Origin of the sequence: Sinorhizobium chiapasense (assembly GCF_036488675.1) — a bacterium.
Lineage (GTDB): Bacteria > Pseudomonadota > Alphaproteobacteria > Rhizobiales > Rhizobiaceae > Sinorhizobium > Sinorhizobium chiapasense.
On the sequence record NZ_CP133148.1, the window covers coordinates 775,692 to 796,071 of the forward strand.

The 20,380-nt window shown below is 62.0% G+C and carries 24 protein-coding genes; 8 read left to right on the forward strand and 16 right to left on the reverse strand.

Going from position 1 to position 20,380, the window contains the following annotated elements:
• Positions 1–238: 238 nt before the first annotated feature.
• The gene (locus RB548_RS03580; protein WP_180940466.1) at positions 239–631 is read left to right on the forward strand and encodes a hypothetical protein; all 393 of its coding nucleotides are present in this window, start codon (positions 239–241) and stop codon (positions 629–631) included.
• Positions 632–723: 92 nt separating this feature from the next.
• On the opposite strand, the gene RB548_RS03585 is transcribed toward RB548_RS03580, so the two are convergent.
• Both RB548_RS03585 and RB548_RS03590 read right to left on the reverse strand, forming a co-directional pair.
• Positions 724–1,557 (reverse strand): aldo/keto reductase, encoded by an 834-nt coding sequence (locus RB548_RS03585; RefSeq protein ID WP_331373677.1) that lies wholly within the window; start codon positions 1,555–1,557, stop codon positions 724–726.
• Positions 1,558–1,637: 80 nt separating this feature from the next.
• Positions 1,638–2,819 carry an MFS transporter gene (locus RB548_RS03590; RefSeq protein ID WP_331373678.1) on the reverse strand — a complete coding sequence of 394 codons (1,182 nt, stop codon included), beginning with the start codon at positions 2,817–2,819 and terminating at the stop codon, positions 1,638–1,640.
• Between the two features lie 155 nt (positions 2,820–2,974).
• Here RB548_RS03590 and RB548_RS03595 point away from each other — a divergent pair, with 155 nt between their 5' ends.
• Positions 2,975–3,868, forward strand: coding sequence for a LysR family transcriptional regulator (locus tag RB548_RS03595; RefSeq protein WP_331373679.1), 894 nt, complete (start codon positions 2,975–2,977; stop codon positions 3,866–3,868).
• A gap of 4 nt (positions 3,869–3,872) precedes the next feature.
• Here RB548_RS03595 and RB548_RS03600 read toward each other — a convergent pair whose 3' ends face one another.
• The 3 genes from RB548_RS03600 to RB548_RS03610 all read right to left on the reverse strand — a co-directional run bounded on the left by RB548_RS03600 (position 3,873) and on the right by RB548_RS03610 (position 6,372).
• Positions 3,873–4,535 carry a haloacid dehalogenase type II gene (locus RB548_RS03600; RefSeq protein WP_331373680.1) on the reverse strand — a complete coding sequence of 221 codons (663 nt, stop codon included), beginning with the start codon at positions 4,533–4,535 and terminating at the stop codon, positions 3,873–3,875.
• A gap of 173 nt (positions 4,536–4,708) precedes the next feature.
• Positions 4,709–5,260: a phosphatase gene (locus RB548_RS03605; protein WP_331373681.1), complete on the reverse strand. Its 552-nt coding sequence runs from the start codon at positions 5,258–5,260 to the stop codon at positions 4,709–4,711.
• Between the two features lie 71 nt (positions 5,261–5,331).
• A complete protein-coding gene (locus RB548_RS03610) occupies positions 5,332–6,372 on the reverse strand; it encodes a zinc-dependent alcohol dehydrogenase family protein (protein ID WP_331373682.1) in 1,041 nt (346 codons plus the stop codon).
• A gap of 259 nt (positions 6,373–6,631) precedes the next feature.
• Between RB548_RS03610 and RB548_RS03615 the strand changes: the two genes are divergently transcribed.
• Positions 6,632–7,513 carry a branched-chain amino acid aminotransferase gene (locus RB548_RS03615; RefSeq protein WP_331373683.1) on the forward strand — a complete coding sequence of 294 codons (882 nt, stop codon included), beginning with the start codon at positions 6,632–6,634 and terminating at the stop codon, positions 7,511–7,513.
• A 144-nt stretch (positions 7,514–7,657) separates the two neighbouring features.
• Here RB548_RS03615 and RB548_RS03620 read toward each other — a convergent pair whose 3' ends face one another.
• From RB548_RS03620 to RB548_RS03640, 5 genes are all read right to left on the reverse strand, one after another.
• Positions 7,658–7,948: a YdeI/OmpD-associated family protein gene (locus RB548_RS03620; RefSeq protein WP_331373684.1), complete on the reverse strand. Its 291-nt coding sequence runs from the start codon at positions 7,946–7,948 to the stop codon at positions 7,658–7,660.
• A 3-nt stretch (positions 7,949–7,951) separates the two neighbouring features.
• Complete coding sequence (locus RB548_RS03625) at positions 7,952–8,362, reverse strand: VOC family protein (RefSeq protein ID WP_331374873.1); 411 nt, start codon at positions 8,360–8,362, stop codon at positions 7,952–7,954.
• Between the two features lie 119 nt (positions 8,363–8,481).
• The gene (locus RB548_RS03630; protein WP_331373685.1) at positions 8,482–9,003 is read right to left on the reverse strand and encodes a hypothetical protein; all 522 of its coding nucleotides are present in this window, start codon (positions 9,001–9,003) and stop codon (positions 8,482–8,484) included.
• A 63-nt stretch (positions 9,004–9,066) separates the two neighbouring features.
• Positions 9,067–9,654: a TetR/AcrR family transcriptional regulator gene (locus RB548_RS03635; RefSeq protein ID WP_331373686.1), complete on the reverse strand. Its 588-nt coding sequence runs from the start codon at positions 9,652–9,654 to the stop codon at positions 9,067–9,069.
• A 109-nt stretch (positions 9,655–9,763) separates the two neighbouring features.
• The gene (locus tag RB548_RS03640; RefSeq protein WP_331373687.1) at positions 9,764–9,898 is read right to left on the reverse strand and encodes a hypothetical protein; all 135 of its coding nucleotides are present in this window, start codon (positions 9,896–9,898) and stop codon (positions 9,764–9,766) included.
• Positions 9,899–10,305: 407 nt separating this feature from the next.
• Between RB548_RS03640 and RB548_RS03645 the strand changes: the two genes are divergently transcribed.
• Positions 10,306–10,908 carry a superoxide dismutase gene (locus RB548_RS03645; protein WP_331373688.1) on the forward strand — a complete coding sequence of 201 codons (603 nt, stop codon included), beginning with the start codon at positions 10,306–10,308 and terminating at the stop codon, positions 10,906–10,908.
• Positions 10,909–11,113: 205 nt separating this feature from the next.
• On the opposite strand, the gene RB548_RS03650 is transcribed toward RB548_RS03645, so the two are convergent.
• Complete coding sequence (locus tag RB548_RS03650) at positions 11,114–11,827, reverse strand: helix-turn-helix transcriptional regulator (RefSeq protein WP_331373689.1); 714 nt, start codon at positions 11,825–11,827, stop codon at positions 11,114–11,116.
• A gap of 134 nt (positions 11,828–11,961) precedes the next feature.
• Between RB548_RS03650 and RB548_RS03655 the strand changes: the two genes are divergently transcribed.
• From RB548_RS03655 to RB548_RS03665, 3 genes are all read left to right on the forward strand, one after another.
• Positions 11,962–12,600, forward strand: coding sequence for a LysE family translocator (locus RB548_RS03655; protein ID WP_331373690.1), 639 nt, complete (start codon positions 11,962–11,964; stop codon positions 12,598–12,600).
• Positions 12,601–12,825: 225 nt separating this feature from the next.
• Positions 12,826–13,272, forward strand: coding sequence for a c-type cytochrome (locus RB548_RS03660; RefSeq protein ID WP_331374874.1), 447 nt, complete (start codon positions 12,826–12,828; stop codon positions 13,270–13,272).
• Between the two features lie 82 nt (positions 13,273–13,354).
• Positions 13,355–14,269, forward strand: coding sequence for a c-type cytochrome (locus RB548_RS03665; RefSeq protein WP_331373691.1), 915 nt, complete (start codon positions 13,355–13,357; stop codon positions 14,267–14,269).
• A gap of 75 nt (positions 14,270–14,344) precedes the next feature.
• Here RB548_RS03665 and RB548_RS03670 read toward each other — a convergent pair whose 3' ends face one another.
• From RB548_RS03670 to RB548_RS03680, 3 genes are all read right to left on the reverse strand, one after another.
• Positions 14,345–14,926, reverse strand: coding sequence for a DJ-1/PfpI family protein (locus RB548_RS03670; RefSeq protein WP_331373692.1), 582 nt, complete (start codon positions 14,924–14,926; stop codon positions 14,345–14,347).
• Positions 14,927–14,938: 12 nt separating this feature from the next.
• Positions 14,939–15,442 (reverse strand): GNAT family N-acetyltransferase, encoded by a 504-nt coding sequence (locus tag RB548_RS03675; protein ID WP_331373693.1) that lies wholly within the window; start codon positions 15,440–15,442, stop codon positions 14,939–14,941.
• A gap of 210 nt (positions 15,443–15,652) precedes the next feature.
• The gene (locus tag RB548_RS03680; protein ID WP_331373694.1) at positions 15,653–16,066 is read right to left on the reverse strand and encodes a MerR family transcriptional regulator; all 414 of its coding nucleotides are present in this window, start codon (positions 16,064–16,066) and stop codon (positions 15,653–15,655) included.
• A 334-nt stretch (positions 16,067–16,400) separates the two neighbouring features.
• Between RB548_RS03680 and bla the strand changes: the two genes are divergently transcribed.
• Positions 16,401–17,291: a class A beta-lactamase gene (gene bla / locus RB548_RS03685; RefSeq protein WP_331373695.1), complete on the forward strand. Its 891-nt coding sequence runs from the start codon at positions 16,401–16,403 to the stop codon at positions 17,289–17,291.
• A gap of 14 nt (positions 17,292–17,305) precedes the next feature.
• Here the strand turns inward: bla and RB548_RS03690 are convergent, their stop codons facing one another.
• Positions 17,306–17,767 carry a hypothetical protein gene (locus RB548_RS03690; protein ID WP_331373696.1) on the reverse strand — a complete coding sequence of 154 codons (462 nt, stop codon included), beginning with the start codon at positions 17,765–17,767 and terminating at the stop codon, positions 17,306–17,308.
• Between the two features lie 82 nt (positions 17,768–17,849).
• The gene (locus tag RB548_RS03695) at positions 17,850–20,186 is read right to left on the reverse strand and encodes a glucose/quinate/shikimate family membrane-bound PQQ-dependent dehydrogenase (protein ID WP_331373697.1); all 2,337 of its coding nucleotides are present in this window, start codon (positions 20,184–20,186) and stop codon (positions 17,850–17,852) included.
• Positions 20,187–20,380: the final 194 nt, after the last annotated feature.

Below are 20,380 nucleotides of genomic sequence, written 5' to 3' on the forward strand. Positions count from 1 at the left end.
CGTCACTGAAATATCGTGCGTTTCTGTTATAGGCGGTGCTATTGGGCGCGGCAACCTGTTGCTCGATCGAGTGCGTTGCCAAGGGCGACGGTCCGTGAAACGATGCGCCTGGGCATGTGCCGCCCGCGATTTCGGCGGTGGCCGCGACTGCGTCATGAGCGGCTCATTGCCCGCTTGTTATTTTGGAGGCGATCATTTACCTTGACGTCAACGTCAAAATTCAAACGAGGAGATTTCCATGAGTGAACTGGTCACCCGCGTGGCGGAAAATGTCGGCATCGAGCCCGCAACGGCCGAGAAGGCGGTTGGCATGATCCTCGGCTTTCTGCAGCGCGAGGCGGCTGAGGGTCCGGTTGCCAGGATGATCGAAGCGATTCCGGGCGCGCCGGAATTGGTCGCCCAGTACAACGGCGAGGGCAGCAACGGTGGTGGTCTGCTCGGCGGCCTGATGTCGGCGATCGGTGGAGGCGGCGTCATGGCGCTCGGGCAGCAGTTGATGAGCCAGGGCCTCGGCATGGGCGAGATCACTTCGCTTGCCAAGGAAACGATCGCTTTCGCCAAGGAGAAGGCAGGCGACGAGGTCGTCGATGAAGTCGTCGCCTCCGTTCCGGGTCTCAGCCAGTTCGTCTGATCGGTTCAGTTCCACACAACAATACCCGCCGGAGTGGTCTTGATCCGGCGGGTTCTATTTTCGCCTAATCGCGAGCTTCGCGATGCGATCGCTCAGGCCGCTTTATCCCATTCCGGCGCGAGACCCGCGGGGCTGACGATCCGGCCGTCCGGGCGTGCAAGCTTGCGGATTGCTGCCATTTCCTCCGGCGTCAGTGCGAAATCGAAAATTGCGAAATTCTCCTTGAGCCGAGCCTCCGTCGCTGTCTTCGACAAGGTAATCACGTCCTTCTGCTGCACAAGCCAGCGCAAGGCGACCTGAGCCGCCGTCTTGCCGTGGCGCGCAGCGACATCCTTGAGCAGGGGATCGGAGGGCACCTTGCCGTTGGCCATGGCATAATAGGCGGTGAGTGACATGCCCAGCCGACGCGCGGCCTGCAAAACCTTCGTCTGGTCGAGATAGGGGTGATATTCGACCTGGTTGGTCGCTATCGGCGCATCGCTGAGCAGGACTGCTTCCTCCATCTGCGCGATGTTGAAATTGCTGACGCCGATATGGCGTACCTTGCCAGCCTTGTGCACTTCGTTCAGGGCGCCGACGCGCTCAGCCATCGGCACGTCGCTGCCCGGCCAGTGGAGGAGGAGCAGATCCACGTAGTCCGTCTTCAGCTTTTTCAGGCTCTCGTCGACGGAGGCGAGGAAGGCGTCGTGGCGATAATTGTCGACCCAGACCTTGGTCGTCAGAAAAATATCCGCGCGCTGAACGTCCGATTTGTGGATCACTTCACCGACTTCCGCCTCGTTGCCGTAGATCTGTGCCGTGTCGACATGGTGGAAGCCGAGTTTGAGCGCTTCCGGCAGGACGCGAAGCACATCGGCGCCGGGCATGCGGAAGGTACCAAAACCGAGGGCGGGAATATTGGCGCCGTTGGAATTGACTGCGTGCATGGAAAGCTCCTTGGTTGGGAGGGCCCGGCAGGTGCCGGGCGGAATTCGACATTCTATACTTGTTGCGGCGCGACGAAGGTTCAAGCCGGCTGTTCGACGAGAACCGCGCGCCGGTCGAGCGCGCCGCTCCACAACGTCAGAACCAGCGCGACGGCAACCAGCATCGCGCCGACCAAGGGCGTCGAACCGAGGCCGAGCGGCGAAGAGACTATAAGGCCGCCCAGCCAGGCGCCGACCGCAATGCCGAGATTGAAGGCGGCGATGTTGAGCGCCGAGGCGACGTCGACGGCGCCGGGGCGGTACTGCTTGGCAAGCTGGACGACATAGAGTTGCAGACCGGGCACGTTGGCGAAGGAGAGGAAGCCGAGTGCCGCGAGCGTGACCAGCGTCAGTACCGGGGAGGGGGCCGTGAAAGTGAAGAGCACGAGCACGGCTGTCTGGGCGAGAAAGAGGCCGATCATCGCCTTTACCGGATCCCGGTTGGCGATTTTCCCGCCGGCAATATTGCCGATTGCGATGGCGACGCCATAGAGAACCAGGATGAGGCTGACGCTGCCTTCCGAATAACCGGTGATTTGCTGCAGGATCGGTGCGAGGAACGTGAAGGCCACGAAGGTGCCGCCATAGCCGAGCGCGGTCATGGCAAAGACGATCAGCAGACGGCCGGATCCAAGCACGCGAAGCTGATCGACGAGACGCGCCGCGGAGGCCTTGCTCAGCGTATTCGGCAGCAGGGCGGCGATGCCGATGAAGGCGATGACGCCGAGCGCGGTAACCGCCCAGAAGGTGGCCCGCCAACCGAAGGTCTGGCCGATATAGGTACCGAGCGGCACGCCGGTAACGATAGCCACCGTCAGACCCATGAACATCATTGCAATTGCCGAGGCCCGGCGATCTTCGGGCACAAGATCGGCGGCAATCGTCGAGCCGACGGAGAAAAAGACGCCATGCGCGAAGGCCGAGAGGACGCGTGCGACGAGCAGCAATTCGTAGCTCGGCGAAAGCGCCGCGGCGGCATTGCCGATGATGAAGAGAGCCATCAGGCCAAGGAGCAGTGGCTTGCGCTCGATGCGACCGGTAAGCGCGGTCAGCACCGGCGCGCCGAAGGTGACGCCGAGGGCATAAACGCTGACGATGAGGCCGGCGAGCGGCAGGGAGATGTGAAGATCGGAGGCGACCGTCGGCAAGAGGCCGACAATTACGAATTCGGTTGTCCCGATCGCATAGGCCGCGATCGTCAAGGCAAAGAGAGCGATGGGCATAGGGATACCTTCCCGCCCGCATGCTGTGCGGGCTGAGCTTTGCGGCCTTGCCGCGGTTGGGTGGTTGATGAACCGGAATATGGATCGATCGGGCTTGCGCGATAATCCGGGGGAATGGATAAATGCCTGTGAACTGAGTTCAAAGGTGGTTCAAAATGGACAACCGCGCCGGCGAAATGGAAGTCTTTGTTGCCGCGGCTGAATTGCGCAGCTTTTCCGCCGCCGGCCGGCGGCTGAAGCTGTCGCCTTCCGCCGTCAGCAAGCTTGTCTCGCGTATCGAAGACAGGCTCAGGACGCGGCTCGTCGTGCGCTCCACCCGCATGCTGCAGCTGACGCCGGAGGGAGAAATCTACCTTCAACGCGCGCAACGCATCCTGGCGGCGATCGCCGAGACCGAACAGGTGGTTGCCGGCGGCGGTCGGGCGATGCCGCGTGGTCCGCTACGGGTGAATGCATCCGTCGGCTTTGGCGAGCGCTATATCCTGCCGCTCGCTGCCGAATTCCTCGCGCGCTATCCCGACGTGCAGCTTGATCTCTCTCTTACCGACAATACCATCGACTTGATCGAGGAACGGACAGACATCGCCATTCGGTCCGGGCCGATGCGCGATTCCGCGCTCAAGGCACGCAAATTGCTCGATAGCCGCCAGGTGGTTATCGCCGCGCCGGCCTATCTCGAGGCCCATGGCGTGCCGCGGACGCCGGACGACCTCGCCCGCCACAATTGCTTCACCTTCAATTTCCGTCGCAGTCTCGACGGCTGGCCTTTCCGCAAACCGGGCTCATCCAATGTCTATCTGCGCCCGGTCGCCGGGAATATGCAGGCAAACAGCGGTGCCATCGTCCGTAATCTCTGCCTTGCCGGCCTCGGCCTCGGCCGCGTCGGCCAGTTCCACGTGCAGCCGGATATCGACGCAGGTCGATTGGTGCCGGTGCTGGAGGATTACAATCCGGAAGACATGGAACGGGTGCACGCCGTCTATGCCGGGCATGAACACCTCGCCGCCCGCATCCGCGCCTTCATCGATTTCCTGGTCGAGAGAATCTAGCGACTCAAATACCGAACTGCAGGCTTTCGAGCGAGGGGAGGATAAGCGCCGGACCATAGTCCTTGTACTCATCCGGCATGTCGTAACGGTTGATCCAGACAGTGCGGAAGCCGAATTTCGTCGCTCCCGCAATGTCCCAGCGGTTCGAAGATTGGAAGGAAACCGCATGCGGATAAAGCCGGTACTGCGTCGTCACCAGATCGTAGACGGCGGGCGCCGTCTTGAACGCCTTGACCGCGTCGACCGAGAACACGTCGTCGATCACGATGTCGAGCGCAGCATTTTTCACCGCCGATGCGAGCATCGCCGGCGACCCGTTGGAAAGGATGGCGATGCGGGCGCCGCGCTCCTTCAATCCCTTCAGCACGGCCGGCACCTCGGGATAGCAGTCGAGCGTCCAATAGGCATCGAGCAGCCGCTTCTTGAGTTTCGGATCGGCCGAGGGGAAGCGCTGAAAGGCGTAGTCGAGCGACTGCTCGGTCAGTTGCCAGAAGTCGACATAGGCGCCCATCAGCGAGCGCACCCAGGAATATTCGAGCTGCTTGGCGCGCCAGAGTTCGGAAAAGGCCTGCCCGTCGGGGCCGATCGCTTCGGCATGGCGCCGGACCGCCGCATGCACGTCGAAAAGCGTGCCATAGGCATCGAAGACATAGGCCGCCAGAGACATCGAACTCTCCCGTCATCACCGTTCAGCGGCGCATCACGCATCGTGCTCGCTGAAAATCGGTTCCGACTTCGGCACCGGTGCGGTAGGCGCAACGCTTGGTCAGTTGTTTCCCGGGATCATGTCAAAACTTTGTGCGGCGCACAATGCCATCATGTGTGGCAACGCGAATTTTACTAGGCTTTCCAGACTTTTGCGGGAAAACGCAGCGCCTGATTGGCAAGTTTCCCTTTAAGCCCGAGGGCGGCATCACAGAGCCCGACGACATGCCGGTTCGGTTTGGCTTCCGGGCGAAGCGTATGAAGGGCCGCGGCCGCTTCCTCGGGCGCCATGTAGCGCGCCAGAATGCCGAGCGTCAGCGCAGTCGATCTGCCGAAGCCGCGAAGACAGTGGATAAGCAGATGCGCATCCTCAGGCAGCGTGTCGATGAAGGCGAAGGTTGCATCGATCGCCTCCGCGCGAGCGGCATCGGGCGCGTCCGGGTCGGTCGCATCGCCGAAGTAAAGCTCCAGATGCCGCTCGGGCGGCAGTTCGATCATGGAAAGCAGCCGGCTTGCGGGCGCACGGATCGAGACGAGATGCGTTGGGGCCCAAAGGTGGCGGTTGTGGCGCGCCTCGGTCTGCGAACCGACGATCACGCGTATCGGCCAGCCGTTCGGATGTCGGGAATTGCTCCCGAGAACGGGCCGATAGAGTTCAGTTTCGGTGGTTTGAGCCGCAAGCGCCATGACGGGACCCTCGTTGATTCGTCTTGCTTGCGAAGACCATAACAGCGCGCGGCGGCGATCGGAATCCCTGATCAGAACCGCGTGATCACGCTGATCCCGAGGTCCGTCGCGCGGTCCATGGTCACTAGCGCCGGAATGGCGTCCTCCAGCGAGATCTCGCGGCCGATCAGTTGTTTTGGGCTCAGCTTGCCGGCGGTGATCATCGACAGCATCGCGTCATAGCGCCAGGCCTGCATGCCGTGGCTGCCGTAGATTTCGAGTTCGTGGCCGATCACCTGTGCCATCGGGATCTGCGGTGTCGCATGCTCTGCGAGCATGAGGCCCACCTGCACATGGCGCCCGCGCCGACGCAGGTTCTTGATCGAATTGAAGCAGGTGATCGGCGAGCCGAGAGCGTCGATCGAGACATGGGCGCCGCCCTTGGTGATTTCCCTTACGGCCTCGGCAACGTCTCCCGTTTCCTTGCCGTTGATCGCGGCCACGGCGCCAAGTTTGCGGGCAAAGGCGAGTTTTTCCTCGGATATGTCGATTGCGATCGGGTTGGCGCCGAGCGCCGCGGCGATCATGATCGCCGAAAGGCCGACGCCGCCGCAGCCGTGCACGGCCACCCATTCACCGCCCGTGACGCGGGCTTGGTCGGCGATCGCCCGGAAGGATGTGGCGAAGCGGCAGCCGAGGCTTGCGGCGGTCGCGAAATCCATACTCTCCGGAAGGTGCACGAGGTTCTGGTCGGCAAAATCGATCGCCACATATTCGGCAAACGAGCCCCAATGGGTAAAGCCCGGCTGGAACTGTGCCTCGCAAACCTGCTGGTTGCCCGAGCGGCATTCCGCGCAACGGCCGCAGCCGGAAACGAACGGAACGGTCACGCGGTCGCCGATCTTGTAACGCAGGACACCGCGTCCGGTCGCCGTTATGGTCCCCGCGAGTTCGTGGCCAGGCACGTGCGGCAAACGAATATCCGCGTCGTGCCCCATCCAACCATGCCAGTCGCTGCGGCAGAGGCCGGTCGCCTCGACCTTGATGACAACGCCGTACTCACTCGGCTTCGGGTCCGGCAAGACCTTGATCTCCGGCATCTTCTCGAACGCGTCGTAATACATCGCTTTCATGTCTGGTCAGGCTCCTGTGCTCGTCGGCCTATTTTGGCATGACGGTTCGGCCGGTTCCACAATGGACGGCATGACATTTTTTGATGTACCCATTCACCCTGACACTGCCTTTTTCGGCTAGAGCTAGATGAGGAAAAAGTGTCCGCTTTTCCGGCCGCGCTTCGCTCTATCCAGTAGGGCCGACCACGATGGCAGTTGGATTGATCCAGCCGAAAGAAGGTCGGTGCGGCCGAGCGGACGATAACGAGAGGAGAGGCCGATGGCCGTCGATACAACCCCCCGCTCAACCACGTGGACCTATGTCGACGGTGAATGGCTTTCCGGCAATCCTCCCTTGATCGGGCCGACCTCCCACGCGATGTGGCTCGGCTCCACCGTTTTCGACGGTGCCCGTTGGTTCGACGGTATCGCGCCGGACCTTGACCTGCACTGCCAGCGCGTCAATCGCTCCGCCGTTTCGTTGGGTCTCAAGCCCACGATATCCGCTGAAGAGATCGAGACGCTGACCTGGGAGGGCGTGAAGAAGTTCGACGGCAAGACGGCGATCTACGTCAAGCCGATGTATTGGGGCGAGCATGGTTCCTGGAGCGTCGTCGCCGTCGATCCGGAATCGACACGTTTCGCGCTCTGCCTGTTCGAGGCACCATTGGGCAACGCTCACGGGGGCTCGTCGCTGACCTTGTCGCCCTTCCGCCGGCCGACAATCGAGTGCATGCCGACGGATGCGAAGGCGGGCTGCCTTTATCCCAACAATGCCCGGATCCTTAACGAAGCGCGCTCGCGCGGCTTCGACAACGCGCTTGTGCGCGACATGCTCGGCAATATCGCCGAGACCGGATCATCCAACATTTTCATGGTGAAGGACGGTGTCGTCTTCACGCCGGCCGCCAACAAGACCTTCCTCGCCGGCATCACCCGCTTCCGCGTCATGAGCCTCTTGCGCGAGGCCGGCTTCGAGGTCGTCGAGACCACCATGACGATGGCCGATTTCGAAGCGGCGGACGAGATCTTCACCACCGGCAACTATTCCAAGGTGCTGCCCGTGACCCGCCTTGACGACCGCGACCTTCAGGCCGGCCCGATCGCCGCCAAGGCGCGCGATCTTTACATGGACTGGGCGCATTCGAGCCGGGACGTTTGACGGCACGGACACGCGTTATTCATAGGCCCGGCAGGGCGACTGCTGCCCCAACCGATCGCACGTCGGCTAGATCGTTTCATTGCTTCTTTGAAACAGTGAAATGATGTAACTCTTTGAAATCACGCAATTCCGGACGGAAAACCGTTACACACTTTTCCTGGAGTTGCTTCGGTTCTCGTCGCGCCGATCGCCATAGGGCATGCGCATATAGGCGTCTCCGGCTTGAAGTTCGGCGAGCATCTGGGCGATGCGCTTCTCGCGGGTTTCGCTACGCTTGGCGCGGGCGATCCACCCGAGATAGTCGTTGCGCTGATAGGCGGGACGGGCGGCATAGGCAGCTTCGAGCCCGCTGTCACGCAGCCGCGCTGCAATGTCGTCGGGCATCGGCTGGATCGCCCGCCTGAGATTTGCCATGCCTTTGCCTGTTCCCGTCACGCCTCAATCTCCGAGCGGACGGATGACGACATCGGCGGAAGAGCGCGTCGTCGGCCCGTGGTAGACCGCTTCGATATTGTTGCCGTCGGGGTCGAGGAGAAAGGCGGCGAAATAGCCGGGGTGATAGGGTCGCTCGCCGGGCTCGCCATTGTCTTTCCCACCGTTTGCGAGGCCGGCTTCGTAGAACCGGTGAACCGCATCCGGATTGATTGCCTGGAAGGCGACATGGACATGGCTGCGATAGCTTTCGGCCTGATCGATAAAGAGTTCGTCGAATGCAATCGCCTCATCAGTCTCGAAGGTCGGCTGGTGGCCGAGCGTGGCGAGAATTGCGCGGTAGAAACGCTTGCTTGCGGCGAGGTCTCTTGCCCGGAGATGCACATGGTCGAGCAGCCGCCCCTGATGGAATTCCATAACGTCCTCCGCCTGCGTGTTCTGTTCATGGATGTTGGAAGACATAGGACCCTTGTGCAGGATGTCGATGCGGCTGCCGGACGGGGAAACAAATGCAGCCTTCGGGCAGGCTCCCGCGGTCAGCGAGAGAGGGGAGCGCGTGCGGCTTTCACCGCGACTGCGCGCTTGCGGATCAAATAGGCCTGAAGCGAAACGCCCGAGAGGAAAATCACGAGCCAGGCCATCAGGGTCGTCTGGACGATCGGCGAGTCCGGGCCGTTCGCAAGAGGCTGGGAAGCGGGTAGTCGCGTCAGCGACTCATTGATTGCCGGCACGATCAGCAGGAAAAAGCTGAAACTTAGTCCGAAGCTGGTGAGATAGGGCTTCAGGCGGCCGAGTCTGTTTGTGCGGGCGCCGGCGAGGCTGCTCGCCACGACAACAAGCGTCATGATCCCGAGCGCATGCCCCTCGTTGAAGCCGCCGGTGCTCGACAATCCGAAGGATGTCAACACCGAGAGCACCAATGAGGAGACATAGATCTTACACGAACGGGTCTCCGGGACGATTGCGCCGTGGCGCGCAAAACCGTAGAGGCCCGCGACGACTGGCGCGAGGCTGATCGCCGTATGGATCATGCCGAGAGTGGAGAGGGGGTTGGCCATTTTCCTGTTCCTTTGATAATGGACCGACTAGTTGGTCCGTTTCTGCTCAAAAAAATGATGCGCCTATTTGTTCTGCCGCTGCATGATCTGTCCGACCGCGCGGCGGGCAATGGCGGAAAACACCTCAGGGTCCGATCCCGCGACACGCGCTGCGAGCATGGCCCCGTGCACGGTTGCCATGAGCATTTCCGCTTCGGCGGTGGCACCCTTTTCCGTCTCCAGTTTGCCGGCTTGAACTCCGCCGTTGATCGCGACGGCAAGCCAGGAGGCGAGGTCCGAAAAGTGGCCCTGCACCTGCCGCACGACACCTTCCGGCAGCGACGGAATTTCCGAGGCAAGCAGGGCACCGATGCAGAAAGGCTTTTCCTTTCTGCGGATGCAGTCTTCCCAGTAACCGATATAGGCGCCTAGCCGCTCGGCCGGATCCGACACCGCCGAAAACAACGCTTCGACGCTTTGCCGATTCTTCTCGCGATAGCGCGCGAGAACCTTTTCGGCGAGGTCGGCCTTGGTTGGAAAGTGGTGATGGATCGTTGCCTTGCCGACACCGACCTCGGCTGAAATGTCCGCATAGCTGAACGCGTTGTAGCCCCTCGAAACCATGAGGTCCTCTGCCGCGTCCAGAATTCTGTCATATGTCCCGCTTGCCATGGCGAGAATCTACCGACTAGTTGGTCGATAGACAAGTGCCCGAATCTCACAAGGTCGTGACAGGGTCTGCCTAGGCCCTGTGCGGGGGAGCGCGACTGTCGGCTGCTGGTTACGGCTTCGATACCGGTATTACCTGAGCGCCGATCTCGCCGCCAAGTTCCACGGCCTTGGTCTGCTTGTTGTAGACGCAGATCTGCGTGACGGTGGCGTCGCCGGCTTTCGGCTTGCCGGATACGAGCGCCACTCCGTAGCTTTCGGTACCGAAAGGATCAACGATCGCGCTGACCTCCTCAAGTGATTCGGCGGCGGCAATGCACTTGGCCGATACGTCTGCCGGAATTCCTCCTATGCATCGTCCGATGAGGCATGTGCTGCACCCGCGGCAATGCCTACTGCTGCAAAAAGGCTCAGGATTAAGGCAGGGCGTCTCGGCATCTGTGGTTCCTCATATTCGTCGGGACGCGCAGGTTGTAGCACGCCGATCTTGACGAGAATTTGCCAGAGAGAAGGATTCGCTCGAAACGCAACGAAAGTATTTTGCGCGTGGCAGAGAAATTTTGGCACCGCATCGGTTGCCTCGGTCTATGCCGGTGCCTATGTTCCCGCTCACAGATTTCCTTGACGAAATCCATACCAAGAGGAGATGCCACAATGGCTTTCGAATTGCCGAACCTTCCCTATGACTACGATGCGCTCGCCCCCTATATGTCGCGCGAAACGCTCGAATATCATCACGACAAGCATCACCTCGCTTACGTGACGAACGGCAACAAGCTCGCCGAGGAAGCCGGTCTTTCCGGTCTTTCGCTCGAGGAAGTCGTCAAGAAGTCCTATGGGACCAACCAACCGCTGTTCAACAATGCCGGCCAGCACTACAACCACATCCATTTCTGGAAGTGGATGAAGAAGGGCGGCGGCGGCACCAGCCTGCCGGGCAAGCTCGACGCGGCCATCAAGTCGGACCTCGGCGGCTACGACAAGTTCCGCGCCGATTTCATCGCCGCCGGCACCGGCCAGTTCGGCTCAGGCTGGGCCTGGCTCTCGGTCAAGAACGGCAAACTTGAAGTCTCGAAGACCCCGAACGGCGAAAATCCGCTCGTCCACGGCGCGTCGCCGATCCTTGGCGTCGATGTCTGGGAGCACTCCTACTACATCGACTACCGCAACGCCCGCCCGAAGTACCTCGAGGCCTTCGTCGACAATCTCATCAACTGGGATTACGTGCTCGAAATGTACGAGGCTGCGACGAAGTAAGCGGCTGTTTTCATCTCGGCAGGCAATTCGGCCCGGCGCTTGCGCCGGGCCTTTTCGTTTTGACAAGCTTGCAGTTTTGCCCCTCACCCTAGCCCTCTCCCCGCAGGCGGGGAGAGGGGGCACTGGGGCCGAAACGCTGCCGCGAGTCTCCTTCGCCCCGCTTGCGGGGAGAAGGTGGCCGGCCGGTCGGATGAGGGGCAAATCCTCACGCATCCTCCGCCTCAAGCGGCCGATCGGCATTCATCTTCCAGCCGCTGATCCAAAGCTGCCTGAGATCATTGCCCTCGCCGTGGAAGAAGTCGTCGACTGGTTCGCAATGCTCCACCCGGTCGGCGCGGAAGTTGCGGATGTCTTGGCGCAGTTCGCACCAGGCGACCATCATCGCGTGTTCCGAATAATAGATCAGCGCCAGCGGGCGCACCGTGCGTTCGCTCGCCCGCCCGAGTTCGTCGCGATAGTCGAGCGCGAGCTTCTGTTCGTCGCGGATCGCGCGGCGAACCATGGCGAGATCGATGGCGGGCGGCGGCGCTGCAACAGTGCCCCAGGCGTGCAGTGCCTGCGACTGGAACGCCTGGCGCAACGGCCCGGGAACGGCGCCGGTGATCTTCTGGTTCACGCGCCGCGCGGCGGCCTTCAGTTCCTCGTCACCCGTACGTGCGAGCAGCGCCAGCGCCAGTACGATCGCCTCCGTCTCTTCGATCGTGAACATCAAGGGTGGCAGATCAAAGCCGGGTCTTAAGACATAGCCGAGGCCGCGTTCGCCCTCGATCGGCACCCGCATCGCCTGCAGGGCGGCGATGTCGCGGTAGATCGAGCGCGGCGTCACCTCCAGCGTTTCGGCAATTTCGGCGGCCGTTACCGGTTTCCTGGCAAGCCGCAGGATCTGGATGATTTCAAACAGGCGCGACGCCTTGCGCACAGAAAAAACCCTCCATCGCCTCAAAGGCTCCTGACAAATCCCTGTCAGTTGGGCAGCGATATAACACGTGTCAACGGATTGAAAAATCGACAATCCGCTCACGCATTCACATGGAAATCTCACGGACAACTGACATGAGCTACGCGGAAAACCTCTGGCTTTTCTTCACCCTTCTCTTCGGCATCATCATCGTGCCTGGCATGGACATGGTCTTCGTGCTGGCGAATTCACTGACCGGCGGACGGGCCTCCGGCCTGTCGGCGACAGCCGGCATCATGGCTGGCGGCGTGCTCCACACGCTCTATGCCGCGCTCGGCGTCAGCGTCGTCCTGCATCTCGTGCCACAGCTTTTCAACGTGCTGCTTGTCGCCGGTGCCCTCTACATCGCCTGGATCGGCTTCTCGCTGTTGCGCAGTTCGATCACCATCGGCGGTATCGAAAAGGCGGTGCAGCTGTCGCGCTGGGCGAGCTTTCGCCAGGGCGCGCTGACAAGCCTGATGAATCCCAAGGCTTATCTCTTCATGCTGGCCGTCTACCCGCAGTTCCTCAAGCCGCAATTCGGTCCGATCTGGTCGCAGGCCGCGGTCATGGCGATGATGATCGCGCTAACGCAGCTTGCGGTCTATGGCGGGCTCGCGCTTGCCGCCGGCCGCGGCCGTGATCTGCTTGTCGGCAGTCCAGGCGCGACGGTGGCAATCGGAAGGGCGGCCGGTCTCCTGCTCATCGCCGTTGCCGTCTTTACCGTATGGCATGGGTGGGTAGCTGTCCGGTGAGGAAGGGGGCCGTCGATCGCTCCCAAGTATTATGGCGCGGCTGTCCTGTCCAAGCTGTTTTCCGACATGCGACAAGCGCCGGCAGTACCGCCGTTGGCGCCAAGTTATGTTGCAGTGACAAGAACATCAAAAAAATGTTACTTCCGTCAAAAGGCCAAAATGCCATCATGCCCGCGCCTTCAACAGGAAGCCGCAGAAGCGGATTCGAATGACCGGGAGATCATGATGAAGATACGAGCTTTTATGCTTGCTGCCGTCCTCGCAGGCTTGGGTGTTACCGCGGTCACGGCGGCGGACGAGCCGCAGGCGGTGCGCCAGCAACTGATGAAGAAGGTCGGTCAGGCCGCCGGTGCGTTGAGCGGCATAGCCAAGGGCGAAAAACCCTACGATGCGGAAATCGTCAAGGCATCGCTGACGACAATCAGCGAGACGGTGAAGATCTTCCCGACTCATTTCCCGGCGGGCACGGAAACCGGCTTGGAAACCGAAGCAAGCCCGAAGATCTGGGAAAACATGGATGACTTCAAGGCCAAAGCCGCCAAGCTCGGCACCGACGCGAGCACGCTGCTTGCCCAGCTTCCTGCCGATAAGGCCGGCGTTGGCGCTGCCCTGGGCATTCTCGGCAAGGACTGTTCCAGCTGTCACGAGACCTATCGCCTGAAAAAGGACTGAGAAGCGTTCCTTCATTCTGACTGTTTGCGATGCGCCGGCCCTGCTGGCGCATGCTTTGTCTTCCAGCATGAGGGGAGGCCCGATGGGCCGGCGAACAACGAAACTGCTGTCTGGTCTGGTCGTGCTGGCTCTTGCCGGAGCCGGCGGTTCTTGGTGGCTGACGAAACCTGCGCCATGGGACCAAGCCCATTGGGAGGGACTTGGCGAACCGGACCTCGCCAATGGCGAACAGATTTTCTGGGCCGGCGGCTGCGTCAGCTGCCACGCTGCGCCGGGGGCAAAAGATGACGCGCGACTCGTGCTTTCAGGCGGCCGGGCACTGAAAAGTGCCTTCGGTACCTTCCATGTTCCGAACATCTCACCCGATGAAAGCGCCGGCATCGGCGACTGGACGCTCGCCGAGTTCGGCAACGCCATGACGCGCGGTGTCGGGCAAAATGGCGAGCACCTTTATCCATCTTTCCCGTACGGTTCCTACACGCGCATGACCGCGAAGGATATCAATGACCTCTGGGGATATCTGCAGACGCTGCCGAAGAGCGCCAATGTGGCGCCGCCGCACGACTTGCCGTTTCCCTACAATATCCGCCTGGCGCTGGGCGGCTGGAAGCTCTTGTTCTTCACCGACGAGCCGCGTGTCGAGGTGAATACAGCGGATGCCAAGCTCGCCCGCGGGCAGTATCTGGTGGAAGGTCCCGGCCATTGCGGCGAGTGTCACACGCCGCGCAATGCGCTCGGCGGATTTGAGCCTGGCAGGTGGCTGGCCGGCGCGCCGAACCCCGAAGGCGAAGGGCGCATCCCCGACATTACGCCGGGCTCGAGAAGCGTCGGCAGTTGGAGCGCATCCGACATCGCCTCCTATCTGGAGACCGGTTTCACGCCGGATTTTGATTCCGTTGGCGGTTCGATGGTCGAGGTCCAGAAAAACTTGGCGAGGCTTTCGCCCTCTGACCGCGAGGCGATCGCCGCCTACCTGAAGGCGCTCCCGCCGCTTTGAAGGAATCACGCAGTGATTCAAAGTGCTACGGCGACCCTTGTGCATCTCAAAAGACGCGCGGCGCTGCAAGTTGCACTATCGTGCAGCGTGAACGGCCGCGTGCTCCTTGGCGTAGAGCGCAAGATAGTCGTCAAGCGCTGCGGAACCGAGACCGAGTGCGTGGAAAATCTCGGCCGTAAAGCTGACCGGGGCCGTGCCCGCAGCCGTCACCAGCCGGCCGCTGCGAAGGGCCTGCGGTTGGTCGCGGTAGCGTCGTTGACCGTGATAGCCGGCAACCGCTGAGAGACTTTCGAGCGAGTTGCCCGTGTGGTCCGCCTCGTTGAGTATGCCGCTGGCGGCAAGCCCGAGCGTCGCCCCGCAAATCCCTGCGACGACACGGCCCTTCCCATGGAAGGCATGGATCATCGCAGTGAGATTGGGTGCCGCGGCTGTTTCCCAGGCTGAGCCGCCGCAGAGCACAAGGGCGTCGAACTCCGCCGGCGCCAGCGTTTTCGTCGGCAGGTGCGGCGTGATGTGAAGACCGCCCATCGACGTGACAACGGTGCCGCCGGGCGTGGCGATCAGCACGTCGAGCCCGAGCTCGGTGCGCGCCGTGGCCATCAGCAGCGCGCATTCCCAGTCGGCAAAACCTTCCGTCAGAACGATTGCGAGGCGCATGTGCCCTCCCGTTCACCCAAGTTTCTGCATATAGCGCATGCCGGTGACAGGTCGAGGTACGAAGCGTTCGGATTCATAGAAGCGATGCGCCTGGAAATTGCCGGTGGCGGCGCTGACGGAAAGATAGTCGCAGCCGGCCATGCGCGCCTGTTCGCGCGCCTTGGCAACGAGGTGGCGGCCGATGCCGGTCCCACGATGACCGGGACGAACGAAAAGGTGATGCAGTTCCATGCCGCGCAAGCCTTCGGCTGCGCGATAGGTCGGCACAAGGATGGCGTAGCCGATCAACTGGTTGCCGGCTTCGGCGACAAGCGCGGTGATCCAGGGGGTGCGGCTGAAGAGGTCGCGTTCAAGCCGTTCCGCCGTGAGCGGCGCGGCGTCGCCGTGAAGCGCCGCAAGTTCGACGATCATCTCGTGCAACTCGGGAAGATCGCGCGGTTTGGCGCAGCGGATCGTCACCATCAGTGGACGTGCCGATGGCACGGGATGAAGGGAAGGGGTGGCGGTCTGCAACATTCTCGGCTCCTATGGTTCTGCCGCCATCAGGTGCCGTGAAAAACAAAAGCCGCCTGATGGCGGCCTTGTTGAATATGATCAGCAGGCCGCTCCTATCGGAACAGCCAAAAATACACGCGGGAAATGGGTGCGTTCTTGATCATGCGCGTAGATTCGCCATTTCCGCGATTTTGTCAACGGGGATTCTCGCGGGGCTTGGGCCGGCGTCTCTCAATGCTCGCTCTCACACATCGAATGGTCGGCAAGCGCCCGGATGACGTAGCAGTCGCCGATCGTATGGTCGCCATGGCAGGCGACGATGCGTTGCAGTTCGCTTTCCAGCTTTCGCAGCCTGGCGATTTTTTCCCGTACCGAGGCGAGGTGCTCAGTGGCGATGCGGTCAGCCTCGCCGCAGGGGCGCTCCGGATGCTCGCTGAGCGCCAGAAGATCGCGGATCGCCTCGATCGAGAGTCCCAGGTCACGTGCGTGGCGGATGAAGGCCAGGCGCTCGAGTTCGCGTTTTTCATAGCGCCGCTGATTGCCTTCCGAGCGTTCGGGCGCCTCGATCAATCCCATCTGCTCGTAATAGCGAATGGTCGGGATCTTGACGCCGGTGCGGCGGGAGAGGTCACCGATCGAATACATGCTGTCGCCCCGTATCTATAGTCGCTGGAGCATTTACATAGGGCGGGGCAAGGCGGCCATCAATAGTGCGTGGAGGCCGCAGAAGACCTCGCCCCCGCCATATTTCCCGCCTACAGCGCCGCGCGTCTTGTCGGACGCGCAAAGGTCGCTGTAGCACTTTGAATTGCTGCATGTCTTTGTCCTTAAATTGAGGTCGATTTAAGGAGACATGCAGTAGCGATTTGCTTCGCAATGGCCGCTCGTGGCGGCCGCGTCGGTCGGAAATAAACATTCACTATCAATAATTTAGTGGTGTGTGTGGCGAAGGCCTGCGCGCCCAGGACGGAGGAAGAACGTGCCTTTGATCATCAATCGCCGCACCATGCTTATCGGCTCTGCGATGCTCTATCCGGCACTCGTTCTGCCCGGCACGGCGCGCGCCGTTACCGAGGCGAACAACGATGTCTCGAAGCAGCTTGGCGAACTCGAAAAACGCACCGGCGGTCGCCTCGGCGTCGCAGTGCTCGACACGGAAACGAACATCTCCTTCGGCCACCGGGAAAACGAGCGCTTTGCCATGTGCTCGACCTTCAAGGCGTTGGCCGCGGCCTGCGTGCTGGCCCGTGTGGACCGGGGGGAGGAAAAGCTCGACCGGCGCATCAAATTCGGGAAGGGCGCGCTGGTTCCCTATTCGCCGGCGACCGAGAAACATGCGGGAGGCGACGGCATGACGGTCGCAGAGCTCTGTGAGGCGGCGGTGACGATCAGCGATAACGCTGCGGGCAACCTGCTGCTCGAAAGTTTCGGCGGGCCGGAAGGATTGACGACCTGGTTGCGGTCGATCGACGATCAGACGACGCGCCTTGACCGCACCGAGCCCGGGCTTAACGAGGCAAGGCCAGGGGACCCGCGTGACACGACGACGCCTGCCGCCATGCTGGAAACGCTCGGCAACCTGACGCTCGGACCGGTTCTGTCGGAGAGTTCCCGCATGCGGTTCATCGACTGGATCGTCGCCAACAGGACCGGCGACGCGCGCCTTCGGGCCGGCATGCCGAAGGATTGGCGAATCGGGGACAAGACCGGGACGAGCACGACAGGCGCGGCGTCCGATATTGCCGTTGTTTGGCCGAAGGATCGCGGGCCGATACTGATCACGGTCTACATCGCCGAGGCCAAGGCGCCCGTGAAGGAACTGAATCCCGTCTTCGCCGAGGTCGGAAAGATTGTTGCAGCGATGGTTTGATCGTGCCGACGGCATCAGGCATCGGCAGCGTTTTCTGCGATGTCCGATGCCGTCTCGCTGGCCTGTTGCTCGATGCCGAGGCTTTCGGCGACTGCCTTGCGGATTTCCTCCTCGATTGCTTCGCGATCCTCGGCCGGCATGGCTTCGAGGCTTTCCTCCGTCAGCCCATGTGCTTCGAGATACTGAGCCCGGATTTTTTCGGCAAACGACATCTTCGACCATTCAAGGAACTCGTCGGCAACCGTCGAGCCGGATGATGACAGATCACCGGTGATCGAGGAGGCCGCCGTTTCGCCCTGGGCGAGCGACAGCCAGAGCGCGCCTGAAAGCGAGGCAGAGGGTGACGCGGGTGCAATGGTGGGCGGAGAACGACGCTGCGTCTGCTCGCCGCCGGTTTCTTCGAGCGGGGCAAGATTGCTTGCGGCGGAGCGGCGCTGCAAAAGGTAGTAGCTGGAAAGGTTGCTGTCGATTTTCATGGGAATCCCCGGATGTGAAGCCCGGGGGGAGCTTGTCTATCACGGCTTGCGCGAGCCTTTCCGACGCAACTGTTTGGCGAATTCAGGGCAGGGTGTAAGCGATAACGTAGTCGCCCGGCTTGGTACCGACCGAACCGTGGCCGCCAGCAACCATCAGCACATATTGCTTGTCGCCGACGGCGTAGGTCATCGGCGTCGACTGCCCGCCTGCGGGCAGTCGCGCCTCCCAGAGCTGACTGCCGGTGGTAAGGTCGTAGGCTCTCAAATAGTTGTCGACAGCGGCACCCAGGAAGGCGACGCCGCCCTTGGTGATCATCGGTCCGCCGATGCCCGGCACGCCGACTTTGAAGGGCAGCGGCAGCGGCGTCATGTCGTAGACGGTGCCGTTCTTGTGCTTGTAGGCGATCTTGCCCGTCCTGAGGTCGGCGCCCGCGACATAGCCCCAGGGAGGGGCCTGGCAGGGGATCTGCAGCGGACCGAGGAACGGTCCCATGAAGACGCCGTAGGGCGCGCCTTCATTGCGGTTGAGGCCCTGCTCGCTGCCTGTTTCGCCCGCCTGCTTCGGCGGGATCTGGTCGCGCGGAACGAGCCGGGATGTGAAGGCGAGATAGGTCGGCATGCCGAACATCACCTGCCGTTCCGGGTCGACCGCCACCGAGCCCCAGTTGAATGTGCCGAAATTACCCGGATAGACCAGCGTTCCTTCGAACGAAGGCGGCGTATAGCGGCCCTCGTATTTGAGCGACCTGAAGGCTATGCGGCAGGCGAACTGGTCGAACATCGAGATGCCCCACATGTCCCTCTCTTGCAGTGGCGGCGGCATGAAGGTGAGGCCGGAGACCGGTTGGGTTGGCGCTGAAATATCTTCGGGGATAGCGCCGCCGGGTGCGGCGACTTCCTCGACCGGAATGATCGGCTTGCCGCTCCGCCGGTCGAGCACATAGAGGTCACCCTGCTTGGTCGGCCCGACGAGCGCCGGCACGACCGTTCCATCTTCCTTGGCGATGTCGATGAGCGACGGTTGCGCCGGCACGTCCATGTCCCAGAGGTCGTGGTGCACCGTCTGGCGCACCCAGCGCGGCGCGCCGGTATTGATGTCGAGCGCGACGATCGAGGAGGAATATTTCTCCACGTGCTCGCTTCGGCCCATGCCGAGCTGGTCCGGCACCTGGTTGCCGAGCGGCACATAGATCAGGCCGAGACCTTCGTCGACCGAGGAAACCGACCAGCTGTTCGGCGAATTCGTCGTGTAGAACTGACCGGCCGGCAATGGAGCTGTCTGGTCGGGGTTACCGCTGTCCCAGTTCCACAGCAGCGTGCCGCTGTTGATGTCGAAGGCACGGATGACGCCGGATTGTTCCTGGGTCGAATAGTTGTCGTTGACGGCACCGCCGACGATGATCTTGCCGGCGACCGCGACGGGCGGCGACGTCGAGTAGTAATAGCCAGCCGGGTTGTACCTCATCCCCTGTTCCAGATGCAGGACGCCATTGTCGGCAAAGCGCGTGCAGACCTCGCCGTTCGCGGCGTCGAGCGCGATCAGGCGCGCATCGGACGTCGGCAGGTAGACGCGTTCGGCGCAGGCGCTTCCAGGGCTTGCGGCGGGATCGGCCCAATAGGTGACGCCGCGGCAGGTCTGGTGCTGGCGGTCGGGGTTCATGCCGGAGTTGGAATCGTATTTCCATTTTTCCTGGCCGTTCGCGGCGTCAAGTGCGATCACCCAGCTGTGCGGCGTGCAGAGATAGAGCGTGTCCTTCACCTTGAGCGGCGTCACCTGATAGGTGGTCTCGCCGATATCGTCTGGCCGCTTCACGTCGCCCGTCTGGTATTGCCAGGCGACCCTGAGATTCGCGACGTTTTCCGCATTGATCTGGTCGAGCGGCGAATAGCGTTGCCCGAAGAGTGTACGGCCGTATTGGTGCCACTCGCCGGGCGGCACATTGCCGCCAAGATTGGCCTTGGCAACGATCGCGCCGCTCTGCAGGTCGCCAGGGATATCGTGCGGGTCCTGCGTCATCGCGAATACGGCGACGCCGATCGAAACGAGGCTGGCGACGGCAAGCGGCCATGCCGCGGCGCTGTAGTGCTCGCCGGAGGGGCTGGCGAAGCCGAGCGGGCGGCGGATCCAGGGAGTGAGCAGCCAGAGCCCAAGGAGGATGATGACACCGCCGCGAGGGCCGAGCTGCCACCAGTCGAAGCCGACCTCCCAGATCGCCCAGGCGAGCGAGCCGACCACGACGAGCGCATAGACCCAAAGCGCTGCAGCGCGCCGGCCGAAAAGCAGGAGCGCTGTCAGCAGAAAACCGAACCCCGCGATCAGGTAATAGGGACTGCCGTCCAGCATCAGGAGCTTGATTCCCCCCGCTCCGAGCGCAAGACCGATCAGGGTGAAGAGAATGGCCGTCAGCACGATGAGCATGAGTTCACCCCCGAATTGAAGTACCGTGCCGAGCGGTACGGCCGAACCCTGCGGACAGGCGCGGCCTGGCCCCGGGAAACGGCGTCCCCGTTTCCGGCGCCTGCCGCGTCAACCGCCATCGGACGACGCCATCTGAGAAGCTAACGCATGGAGCGTGCCTTTCAATGGTAGCACTCTGTGGGGTTGCAAAAATA

What these genes read in the sequence shown, in the direction of transcription:
- RB548_RS03595 (WP_331373679.1), top strand. Translation starts at nt 2,975, where the DNA reads ATGGACAACCGCGCCGGCGAAATGGAAGTCTTTGTTGCCGCGGCTGAA.
- RB548_RS03660 (WP_331374874.1), top strand. Translation starts at nt 12,826, where the DNA reads ATGAAGATACGAGCTTTTATGCTTGCTGCCGTCCTCGCAGGCTTGGGT.
- RB548_RS03655 (WP_331373690.1), top strand. Translation starts at nt 11,962, where the DNA reads ATGAGCTACGCGGAAAACCTCTGGCTTTTCTTCACCCTTCTCTTCGGC.
- RB548_RS03610 (WP_331373682.1), bottom strand. Translation starts at nt 6,372, where the DNA reads ATGAAAGCGATGTATTACGACGCGTTCGAGAAGATGCCGGAGATCAAG.
- RB548_RS03625 (WP_331374873.1), bottom strand. Translation starts at nt 8,362, where the DNA reads ATGGAATTCCATCAGGGGCGGCTGCTCGACCATGTGCATCTCCGGGCA.
- RB548_RS03600 (WP_331373680.1), bottom strand. Translation starts at nt 4,535, where the DNA reads ATGTCTCTGGCGGCCTATGTCTTCGATGCCTATGGCACGCTTTTCGAC.
- RB548_RS03605 (WP_331373681.1), bottom strand. Translation starts at nt 5,260, where the DNA reads ATGGCGCTTGCGGCTCAAACCACCGAAACTGAACTCTATCGGCCCGTT.
- RB548_RS03630 (WP_331373685.1), bottom strand. Translation starts at nt 9,003, where the DNA reads ATGGCCAACCCCCTCTCCACTCTCGGCATGATCCATACGGCGATCAGC.
- RB548_RS03615 (WP_331373683.1), top strand. Translation starts at nt 6,632, where the DNA reads ATGGCCGTCGATACAACCCCCCGCTCAACCACGTGGACCTATGTCGAC.
- RB548_RS03695 (WP_331373697.1), bottom strand. Translation starts at nt 20,186, where the DNA reads ATGCTCATCGTGCTGACGGCCATTCTCTTCACCCTGATCGGTCTTGCG.
- RB548_RS03580 (WP_180940466.1), top strand. Translation starts at nt 239, where the DNA reads ATGAGTGAACTGGTCACCCGCGTGGCGGAAAATGTCGGCATCGAGCCC.
- RB548_RS03585 (WP_331373677.1), bottom strand. Translation starts at nt 1,557, where the DNA reads ATGCACGCAGTCAATTCCAACGGCGCCAATATTCCCGCCCTCGGTTTT.
- RB548_RS03635 (WP_331373686.1), bottom strand. Translation starts at nt 9,654, where the DNA reads ATGGCAAGCGGGACATATGACAGAATTCTGGACGCGGCAGAGGACCTC.
- RB548_RS03675 (WP_331373693.1), bottom strand. Translation starts at nt 15,442, where the DNA reads ATGTTGCAGACCGCCACCCCTTCCCTTCATCCCGTGCCATCGGCACGT.
- RB548_RS03645 (WP_331373688.1), top strand. Translation starts at nt 10,306, where the DNA reads ATGGCTTTCGAATTGCCGAACCTTCCCTATGACTACGATGCGCTCGCC.
- RB548_RS03690 (WP_331373696.1), bottom strand. Translation starts at nt 17,767, where the DNA reads ATGAAAATCGACAGCAACCTTTCCAGCTACTACCTTTTGCAGCGCCGC.
- RB548_RS03670 (WP_331373692.1), bottom strand. Translation starts at nt 14,926, where the DNA reads ATGCGCCTCGCAATCGTTCTGACGGAAGGTTTTGCCGACTGGGAATGC.
- RB548_RS03680 (WP_331373694.1), bottom strand. Translation starts at nt 16,066, where the DNA reads ATGTATTCGATCGGTGACCTCTCCCGCCGCACCGGCGTCAAGATCCCG.
- RB548_RS03590 (WP_331373678.1), bottom strand. Translation starts at nt 2,819, where the DNA reads ATGCCCATCGCTCTCTTTGCCTTGACGATCGCGGCCTATGCGATCGGG.
- RB548_RS03665 (WP_331373691.1), top strand. Translation starts at nt 13,355, where the DNA reads ATGGGCCGGCGAACAACGAAACTGCTGTCTGGTCTGGTCGTGCTGGCT.